We start from the raw sequence: 9,350 nt of genomic DNA, 5'->3' as shown, positions 1-9,350 counted from the left end.
ACTTGAAACTGCAGCGGTGTTAGCCGCTCTCTCTCACCCAAATCACTGACTGATGTCAGCTCATCGGGATTCGCTCGTTTGCTATATCACCAATAATTCTGGGTATGAAAGATAAAAAGGACGGTACGAAGCGCTGTTTATATACTCAAGCGGCCCAATTAAGGGCCGCTTATTCACTCATTATTTGCTAACTTTGTTTGTTAAACCTGCAAATTAAAACTCTTCGCTGGTTTCATCAGCTTCATTGGCAAATGCTGCGGTAGTGGCAACAGGCTGTTCACCATTACCACCGTTAAGTAGCATTTCACGCAGTTTTTTATCTAACTCAGCAGCAATAGTTGGGTTTTCTTTTAAATAGTTGCTGGCATTGGCTTTACCTTGACCAATCTTGTCACCGTTATAGCTATACCATGCGCCTGCTTTCTCAATCAGTTTGTGTTTAACACCCAAATCAACAAGCTCGCCGTTGATATTGATGCCTTCACCGTACAGGATCTGGAATTCAGCTTGTTTAAATGGTGCTGCAATTTTGTTTTTCACCACTTTAACGCGGGTTTCGCTACCAACAACCACATCACCGTCTTTTACTGCGCCAATACGGCGAATATCCAAACGTACGGATGCATAAAATTTAAGTGCGTTGCCACCGGTGGTAGTTTCTGGGTTACCAAACATCACGCCGATTTTCATACGGATCTGGTTAATGAAGATCAGTAAGGTATTCGCGTTCTTCAGGTTCCCTGCCAGCTTACGCATAGCCTGGCTCATCATACGTGCCGCAAGGCCCATATGAGAGTCACCGATTTCACCTTCGATTTCAGCTTTTGGTGTTAGTGCTGCCACGGAGTCAACGATAATAACGTCAACGGCACCCGAACGAGTCAAGGCATCACAGATTTCCAATGCTTGTTCACCAGTATCTGGCTGAGAACACAGCAGGTTATCAATATCTACGCCTAATTTTTTGGCGTAGATTGGGTCAAGAGCATGCTCGGCATCGATAAATGCACAGGTTTTGCCTTCACGCTGTGCAGAAGCAATAACCTGTAATGTCAGCGTAGTTTTACCGGATGATTCAGGGCCATAAATCTCAACGATACGCCCCATTGGCAAGCCACCGGCCCCCAATGCGATATCAAGAGAAAGGGAACCGGTAGAGATGGTTTCAACATCCATTGAGCGGTCTTCGCCAAGGCGCATGATAGAACCTTTACCGAATTGTTTTTCAATTTGGCCCAGTGCTGCTGCTAACGCCTTTTGTTTATTTTCATCAATAGCCATTTTTACTCCCTCTCTGGTATGCCAAGGTTACCCCTACCATCACCACTGAATGTTGTTTTGTACAGGAAATTAACGCTAATTATACTGTACAATCATACAGTATCAAGCCTATTTTTACAGAAAATCACCTAATAGTGTTTGTAGTGAGAAAACAGCCGCTTGCAGCCGTACAGCGTCACGATCACCGGGGAAAACCTGCTTGCGCGCCAAAACCTGACCTTCACGCGCCGCAAAAGCAAACCATACAGTACCCACTGGTTTATCCACACTGCCGCCATCTGGTCCGGCAATACCACTGATCGATACTGCGAAATCAGCATTGGCTTCTCTCAGTGCTCCTAGCGCCATCTCTCGCACTACGGCTTCACTCACCGCACCATAATTCGCCAAGGTGACTTCGTCTACCCCCAGTAAATCATGTTTAGCCGCATTACTGTAGGTGACGAAACCGCGATCAAAATACGCGGAACTGCCCGCTATATCCGTCAGGGCTTTGGCTACCCAGCCACCAGTACAGGATTCAGCACAAGTCACCCAAGCACCACGTGCCGTTAACTTACTACCAATTGCAATACTGAGCTGACGTAATTGTTTCTCGCTCATTGTTGCCCCTTACTCTCATCAAATCTCTGGCGCTGATAGTAGCACTTCTTTAGCTCGTAACGACAACCACTGTCGGTTATGCGAAACGCTTCGCAGGGGGCAATGAAAAAAAGCACTTTCTCGTACAAAGCTTTACCTCAGAGGCTTAGCTGTTAGTATCAAAATAAAGAAGATGCGGTTGGCGACATCGGTGGTGTCGGTAATTTATCCGGGATGATGAACTAAGGACGTGACAGTGAAAAAAATTCTTAACGCCTTCTTCCCACTTTATAGCGCAACCGTTTTGATGTTACTGGGTTCAGGCTTACTGACCACCTATATCTCGCTTCGTTTGACCGCTATCCATGTCTCTGGCGCATTGATCGGGGCGATCATTGCTGCAAACTATATTGGTTTGGTTATCGGCGGTAAGGTCGGTCACTTTCTGATTGCCAGAGTAGGTCATATCCGCGCTTATGTCGCTTGTGCCGGTATTATCACGGCTGCAGTATTGAGTCATGGGCTGACTGAATATATTCCTGCGTGGGTGGTCCTTCGCTTGATTATTGGCCTTTGCATGATGTGTCAGTTTATGGTGCTGGAAAGCTGGCTCAATGATCAAGCAGAGTCTAATCAGCGCGGTACTGTGTTTGGCTTTTATATGGCAGCGACCTATGCCGGCATGGCGTTAGGTCAGGTGGTTTTGATGATCCAACCTGAGTTGGGTTTGAGCACACTTATGATTATTGCGCTGTTTTTTGCCCTTTGTCTGGTGCCGGTTGCACTAACAACTCGCAGTAATGCCCGGCAGATGTCACCAGCCCCAATGGAACTGAAATTCTTTATCAGCTCCATTCCCAAAGTACTGGCTTCAACACTGGTCATTGGCATGATCGTTGGCTCGTTTTATGGCCTGGCCCCGGTTTATGCCAGTCTGCAATCGCTGTCAACGCAAGAAACCGGGCTATTTATGGCATTGTCTATCTTTGCCGGTTTGGTAGCTCAGCTCCCCCTCAGTTGGTTTTCCGATCGCTATAATCGAACCCTGTTGATCCGCATTAATGCGCTGTTATTAGCATTAACCGCACTGCCACTGGCGCTAGTTCCCCATATCTCGTTCCATTTTTTACTCGGTTTGGGGTTTGTGGTCAGTATGCTGCAATTTACGCTTTACCCTTTGGTTGTCGCACTGGCTAACGATCTCATTGAGCCAGAACGCAGGGTCTCGCTAGCTGCCTGTTTATTAATGTCATTTGGTGTAGGCGCCAGTATCGGACCACTGGCCGTGGGCGCTCTGATTCAGCCATTGGGTGGCAATATTCTGTATGCATTCTTCGCTCTGTGCGGTGTAAGTCTGATAACACTGAGCAGGACGGTTAAGCAGGATCAGGATGAGTTTGTTAATGATGCACCCGTACCCCATATGGCAATACCCGATAGTTTGGTCAGCTCTCCGCTGTCTTCAGCGCTGAACCCTAGCTTTGACGAGCAAATGATCCACGATGTCATGCCCCCGCCAGATCAGCCAGAGGTGGCAGAAGAGCCAAAACAAACGCCGCAGGGCGATACTTCAGAGGAAGATAAAAGGCCGTCATAACGCGCGGATATCTCTTACTGTGCCCGATGTATTGTCATCACCGAGTCTTGTTCGTTATTGATCCAGAATACTGAAATTCGGGTACTACTTGTTATTTATTCGGCTTTGAATAAAAATACCAGCCTCAGGTATTTAGCGGGATGAAAGCATGTCGAGACAAGATGAGCAACGGTTGCTGGTGAAAATTGCCACGCTGTACTATACCGAAGGCATGAAGCAATCGGAGATTGCTGACAGCCTGCATTTATCTCAATCTTTTGTGTCCCGTGCGATAACCCGCTGCGTTAAAGAAGGGGTGGTTAAAATCAGCGTTATCCAGCCCGCCAATATGTTTATTGGTATCGAATCACGTATTCAAAAACACTATGGTATCGACCAGGCCATTGTGGTGGATATTGCCGATGACGCTAACCCAGCTCAGATAAAACACGCTATCGGTTCCGCCGCAGCTCACTATATGCAAACCAGTATTCGCCCCAATGATATGGTGGGTATTTCCTCGTGGAGTACCACTATCCGGGCGATGGTCGATAATCTCCATCCGCTTAACATTAAAACCAGCGGTGTTATTCAGTTACTCGGTGGGGTCGGTGCCAATGGTAATGTGCAGGCTACATTATTAACCCAAGCATTGGCTGATATTTTGAATTGCCCGGCCTACTTGCTGCCAGCACAAAGTATTGAGCGTTCGACTGAAGACCGCGCACGCCTGATATCAAGTGGTGAAGTCGCCGAGGTGGTGAATAAATTCGCGGAAGTTGATCTGGCCTTAGTCGGTATTGGCGATTTAGAACCCTCACAGTTATTGAAAAATTCTGGCAACTATTACCACGAAGAAATGCTGAGATTGTTGGCAGAGCGCGGCGCAGTGGGTGATTTGTGTCTGCACTATTTTGATGCCACGGGCAACGCAGTACTTAGCGATGAAGAAGATCCGGTAATTGGTATGTCATTGCCACAATTGCGCACTTGCCCACGGGTCGTGGCGCTGGCCGGTGGTGTAGGGAAAAGTGCCGCCATTCGTGGTGCGCTGACCGGTCACTATATTGATGTACTGATTACTGACAGGTTAACCGCCGAAACCTTAGTATAGAAATTATCGACTGCGCCCAGTAGCCTTCCTCCGCTGATTAATCGCGCCCTCCCTGGCGCAGCACCGGAGATATCTACCACTGTAGCTAAATCCTCTACTTTCCATGCCAGTAGCAATCAACGCCCAGGTATTTACTGAATGCCTCTTGCAGTACCTGAGCTGTTGCTGAATGATTCATCGCCACATGGTGTTCAAAACCATTATTACAGATATGCGTGAGTAAACTTTCCAGTTGTGGCACCTCCACTACCGCACGGCAACCCACGGTATCTAATTCGTCGCTAACCGAGCGCCCTTCACCAACGTAAGCCCGTACCCGCCCAGTAAAATCATCGGAAGAGAGGCGGAAATAAGTTAATGGCCCAGACTTCATCCGGCCATGAACAGCACCGCAAGTATTCTCACAACCTACGGTTGTTCCGATAATATCAGCGGTACCCATGGTTGAACTTTCCAGGCTTTCGCTAGCAAAGTTGCCACAATGGAATAGCACGCATTTATCACGTTCCGCGCCAAAGTTGTTATTCCAGTCAGCAATCGAGGCGGGTGACAGCGAGCAACTGGCCAGCGCATACATCGATAGCGCGCCCATCACATCAACTTCACAGGCGCTGGGCATTAATTGTCCGGACATCACACTCATGATGGAACAGACGTTAATCCCCAGATTTTGTTGTAGCGAGGTCCAGCACTGCATTGCAGTAGTATCAATATCATTGGCAATAATCCATTCACTGATAACCACAAACAACTTGGCCATTTTATGCAATTTGTCTTGTGGGATAGCGCTGGTATCACCGTTAGCTTTTAACAACTCCAGTTTTTCACCGACACGGATATCGTTATCACTGAGATTAGCAACCCGGAAGAACACCTCGGATAAATCAAGGGTTTCAACCGTAATACCCAAATTTTCCAATAATTTTTCGCTGTAACGCACCGTATTAAAGTTAGTCGGACGAGCACCGATGGCCCCAACTCGCACCCGCTTCATGGCATGTACTACACGGCACAATTGCACAAACTGCTCTACGTCGCGGCTGAATACTTCACTGTTCAAGCTGCAAACATGCTGCTTGGTCAATGTAAACGGAATGCCATATTGGCGCAGGTTATTACACAGCGATATTTTGCCGCAGAAGCTGTCACGGCGTGTTGCCAGCCCCATTTTGTCCAGTGCATCTTCTTCTGCCTGCACCAGTACCGGGACTTTAAGACCAGATAGGCGGATCGCATCAGAGACACTTTTTTCATCGCCGAAGTTGGGCAAAATAACCACCACACCATGAATTTCTTCGCGGTGCTTACGGAACAGTTCGGCACACACGTTGGCATCACGCCAGTTTTCTACCCCACCTAGCGGGGTTTGCTCTTCATTGAGCATAATAATATTGATACCCAGCCGGTCAAACAGCGCCAGAGCATTACGGCGCGCGTCTGCCACCAGATAGCTTGGGAAGAACCCTCGGTTGCCGATAATCACCGCAAAAGTTAACTTACGAGGTATTGCTGACATATATTTACTCCTAGTGTGGGTTATTTCGGCTGAAAACGCGCACGCGCGATGGCCGTTTGCCAGAGGCTATAGTTATCTTGCATCTCCGCACTTTGAGTGCGCGGTTCGATGTACTCCACTTCGCGGGGAAGTGCTGCCAATTGCTGGCTATCCTGCCACCAGCCGAGGGTTTTCCCCCCTAAATAGGCCGCCCCCAGTGCCGACACTTCTGCGGTGTGATTGCGTATCAGCGTGCGCTGCAATAAATCGGCTTGAAATTGCATGAGCCAGCGGTTGCTGGTAGCGCCGCCATCAACCCGTAAACATTCAAGGCGATGGTTACCCGCCCGTTCCATGGCAAAAAAGACATCCGCTATTTGGTAGGCAACCGACTCCAGACCCGCACGGGCCAAGAGTGCGGGAGTTGTGGCGTCGGTCAGGCCACAGAATAGCCCCCTAGCCTGACCGTCCCAATAAGGCGCGCCCAATCCTGATAATGCCGGGACAAAATAGACCCCTTGATTGCCCGACTGGCTTTGTGCCATGTCGGTCAGATGCGCTAAATCAGTGATACCCAACATGCGTGAAACCCACGCCACCCCTGAGCCGGTATGGGTGATGTTGCCTTCGAGGGCATAACGTAACTCACCATCGTGCCAGGCAATGGTGGTACTGAGGCCGTTGCTTTGTGTAACCGCCTGCTGCACGGTGGTCATCAGAGAGGATCCGGTGCCATAGGTGGCTTTGATTTCCCCAGCCCGATCGCCGCCCTGCCCATAGAGTGCGGCATGTGAATCGCCGATTTGTGCCACAATCGGCACTCCCTGACTCAAGCCACTGATACCCGTATTACCCGTGTGTCCGTGGACAGCCGCCGAGGGTAAAACCGCAGGTAGGCAGAGGTCAGGAATACCAAATAACGCCAACAGATCCTGATCCCATTGACCGGAATGGATATTAAATAGCTGAGTACGGGCCGCATTGGAAAAATCGGTCGAGAAACTTTGGCCGCCACTCAGTCGCCAAGTTAGCCAGCAGTCAATGGTCCCTACGCACAGCTCACCCTGAGCAGCCCGTTCAACGCCTTGTGGAATTTGCGCTAACATGCCGTGGACTTTGGCCGCAGGGAATAGGGGATCAATCTGTAATCCGGTACGTTCTGCAATCATTGCCGCTTCCGGCAACTGGCTCAATGCCTGACAGAAAGCCTCTGAGCGCCGGCACTGCCAACTGACCACCCTGGTCAGTGGAATTCCTGTTTTCCGTTCCCAAATCAGTACCGACTCACGCTGATTACTGATAGCAACGCCAGCCACCCGAGCCCCCGTCAACTGACTCAGGCAACCTTCGATGGCCAGAGAAACTGCCTGCCAGATTGCCAGCGGATCCTGCTCCGCCCAGCCGGGTTTCGGATGTTCCAACAGGAGTGGTACCGAAGCCTTCGCCAGGATCTGTCCGGCACTATCCACCGCGATGACTTTGGCATTGGTGGTACCTTCATCAATAGCCAAAATAATCGGCATCGACATGATTACTCTCCCCGGCAGAACCGCAGAGCACGAACCACAATGCCTGCTGCATCAAAACCATGGTAGGCGCGCATCTCCGCCCTATCGGCAGCAATCGCATAACCGCCATCAGGAATACCTAATCTTATCAAGGGGATCCCACTGCCCGCTTCGGCCAGCACTTCAGCCACCAGGCTGCCGACACCGCCATTAATATTGTGCTCTTCGATGGTAATCACTCGCTGACTTTTCCCGAGAATGTTAAATAGTTGTTGAGTATCACACGGGCGAATGGAAGAAACGTTGACCACCGCAGCAGAAATGTTGCTGTCTGTCAGTATGGCTGCGGCGCTTACAGCTTCATGCACTGTAGAACCCATGGCGACCAAAGCAATATCCTGCCCTTCTTGTAAGACATCAATTTTCCCTGGGGTGAATCGATAGTGCTCATCATGAAGTTGTGGCAAGGGTTTACCGTCCAGGCGGATATAGACCGGCCCAAGATGCGCCAGGGCATAATCAATGATCTGCCGGCACTCTTCGGGGTCAGATGGCGCATAGATTTCAATATTGCCAAAGCCACGCAGAATAGCGATATCATCAATACAGTGGTGGGTACTGGCCAGTGGTCCGTAGCTGGCGCCTGAGTTGAGGCCAAACAGTTTTACATTGCTATTGTTGTAACAAACATCAATTTTGAGCTGTTCGTTAGAGCGTGAGATTAAGAATGGCGCGGCATTACAGGTCACCGCGACTTTCCCCCCCATCGATAAGCCGACGGCAGTTCCCACCATCGCTTGTTCGGCAATGCCGACGTTCACTACCCGGTCGGGGAAACGGGTCATAAACGGCCCGATTTTCGCCGTCGAGGTTGAATCTGCTACCACCGGCACCAGATCCATCCCCTTATCCACCGCGTTGATAAACTGCTCGACCATCACTGCGGCCAAATGTTCTGCATTACTCATCGCTCAATTCCTCCAGTGCCAGATCTATTTCAGCACCTTTCGGCCCCCGGTGGTGCCACTCCACGCGCCCTTGAATAAAGGAGATCCCAGCACCTTTTTCGGTGTTGGCAATCACCACGTTAGGTTTACCATTCGGTTGTAATGCCTCCAGTGTTTCCACCACTGATTGCATATCATTACCACGACATTCAGTGACTTGCAGACCGAATGCCTGCCACTTATCAGCCAGCGGGTCGGTGTTCATGATTGATTTAGTGGTCCCTGCCAACTGGAGTTTGTTTTTATCGTTAATGATTATCAGGTTGTCTAGTTGATAGTGGGCAGCAACCAGCGCCGCTTCCCAGTTACTGCCTTCAGCCAATTCACCGTCGCCGGTCAGAACAAATACCCGGCGTTTGCTATTAGCGCGTTTGGCCGCCAATGCAATACCCACCGCAACGGGAAGGCCATGGCCCAAGGCTCCCGTATTTAATTCAATACCCGGTGTTTTATGTTTTACCGGATGGCCCGGCAGATGAGAGTTAGCATGTTGATAAGTCGCCAACCATTCCTCTGGAAAATAACCCGCTTCCGCCAGACAGCAGTAATAGCCGCCAACAGCATGGCCTTTAGATTGCACATAGATATCGCGATCGGGTGAAGTTAGCCGGTCCGGCGCGCAATTGAGGATGCGGAAATAGAGCGCAGTCAGGATCTCTACCTGCGAAAGATCAGCACCGGTATGCCCTCCTGCGGGGCTGTTCGCATTAAGCAGGACGATCCGGCGGCGAATAGCTCGCGCCTTTTTCACCAGCTCATCGACTGACAGTGAATACGGATTCATGAC

The 9,350-nt window shown here is 49.9% G+C and carries 8 protein-coding genes; 2 read left to right on the top strand and 6 right to left on the bottom strand.

The features are described 5' to 3' along the window. Nucleotides 1-213: 213 nt before the first annotated feature. Nucleotides 214-1,281 (bottom strand): recombinase RecA, encoded by a 1,068-nt coding sequence (gene recA, locus AEP37_RS13490; protein WP_049613808.1) that lies wholly within the window; start codon nt 1,279-1,281, stop codon nt 214-216. Nucleotides 1,282-1,395: 114 nt separating this feature from the next. Continuing rightward, nucleotides 1,396-1,884, bottom strand: a complete 489-nt coding sequence (pncC, locus tag AEP37_RS13485; protein ID WP_049613807.1) for a nicotinamide-nucleotide amidase — start codon at nt 1,882-1,884, stop codon at nt 1,396-1,398. Between the two features lie 235 nt (nt 1,885-2,119). Between pncC and AEP37_RS13480 the strand changes: the two genes are divergently transcribed. Further along, a complete protein-coding gene (locus tag AEP37_RS13480) occupies nt 2,120-3,460 on the top strand; it encodes an MFS transporter (protein WP_049613806.1) in 1,341 nt (446 codons plus the stop codon). A gap of 148 nt (nt 3,461-3,608) precedes the next feature. Further along, nucleotides 3,609-4,553 (top strand): sugar-binding transcriptional regulator, encoded by a 945-nt coding sequence (locus AEP37_RS13475; protein WP_049613805.1) that lies wholly within the window; start codon nt 3,609-3,611, stop codon nt 4,551-4,553. A gap of 94 nt (nt 4,554-4,647) precedes the next feature. Here the strand turns inward: AEP37_RS13475 and AEP37_RS13470 are convergent, their stop codons facing one another. Genes AEP37_RS13470 through AEP37_RS13455 form a run of 4 tightly spaced genes read right to left on the bottom strand, consistent with a single transcriptional unit; the run spans nt 4,648 to nt 9,347 of the window. Continuing rightward, complete coding sequence (locus AEP37_RS13470; protein WP_049613804.1) at nt 4,648-6,069, bottom strand: L-fucose/L-arabinose isomerase family protein; 1,422 nt, start codon at nt 6,067-6,069, stop codon at nt 4,648-4,650. Between the two features lie 20 nt (nt 6,070-6,089). After that, a complete protein-coding gene (locus tag AEP37_RS13465) occupies nt 6,090-7,577 on the bottom strand; it encodes an FGGY family carbohydrate kinase (protein ID WP_049613803.1) in 1,488 nt (495 codons plus the stop codon). Between the two features lie 2 nt (nt 7,578-7,579). Next, entirely contained in the window at nt 7,580-8,524 is a 945-nt protein-coding gene (locus AEP37_RS13460; RefSeq protein ID WP_049613802.1) for a transketolase family protein, read from the bottom strand. Next, nucleotides 8,517-9,347 (bottom strand): transketolase, encoded by an 831-nt coding sequence (locus tag AEP37_RS13455; protein WP_049613801.1) that lies wholly within the window; start codon nt 9,345-9,347, stop codon nt 8,517-8,519. Before AEP37_RS13455 ends, AEP37_RS13460 begins: the two co-directional genes overlap by 8 nt. Between the last annotated feature and the right edge of the window lie 3 nt (nt 9,348-9,350).

This window comes from Yersinia pekkanenii (assembly GCF_001152565.1).
GTDB lineage: Bacteria > Pseudomonadota > Gammaproteobacteria > Enterobacterales > Enterobacteriaceae > Yersinia > Yersinia pekkanenii.
The sequence above is the reverse complement of the archived record's forward strand: the minus strand, read 5'-3'. Positions and strand labels throughout refer to the sequence as shown.

Excerpts from the sequence above, each read along its gene's own strand:
- recA (WP_049613808.1), bottom strand. The coding sequence starts at position 1,281 with ATGGCTATTGATGAAAATAAACAAAAGGCGTTAGCAGCAGCACTGGGC.
- AEP37_RS13465 (WP_049613803.1), bottom strand. The coding sequence starts at position 7,577 with ATGTCGATGCCGATTATTTTGGCTATTGATGAAGGTACCACCAATGCC.
- AEP37_RS13470 (WP_049613804.1), bottom strand. The coding sequence starts at position 6,069 with ATGTCAGCAATACCTCGTAAGTTAACTTTTGCGGTGATTATCGGCAAC.
- pncC (WP_049613807.1), bottom strand. The coding sequence starts at position 1,884 with ATGAGCGAGAAACAATTACGTCAGCTCAGTATTGCAATTGGTAGTAAG.
- AEP37_RS13455 (WP_049613801.1), bottom strand. The coding sequence starts at position 9,347 with ATGAATCCGTATTCACTGTCAGTCGATGAGCTGGTGAAAAAGGCGCGA.
- AEP37_RS13460 (WP_049613802.1), bottom strand. The coding sequence starts at position 8,524 with ATGAGTAATGCAGAACATTTGGCCGCAGTGATGGTCGAGCAGTTTATC.
- AEP37_RS13475 (WP_049613805.1), top strand. The coding sequence starts at position 3,609 with ATGTCGAGACAAGATGAGCAACGGTTGCTGGTGAAAATTGCCACGCTG.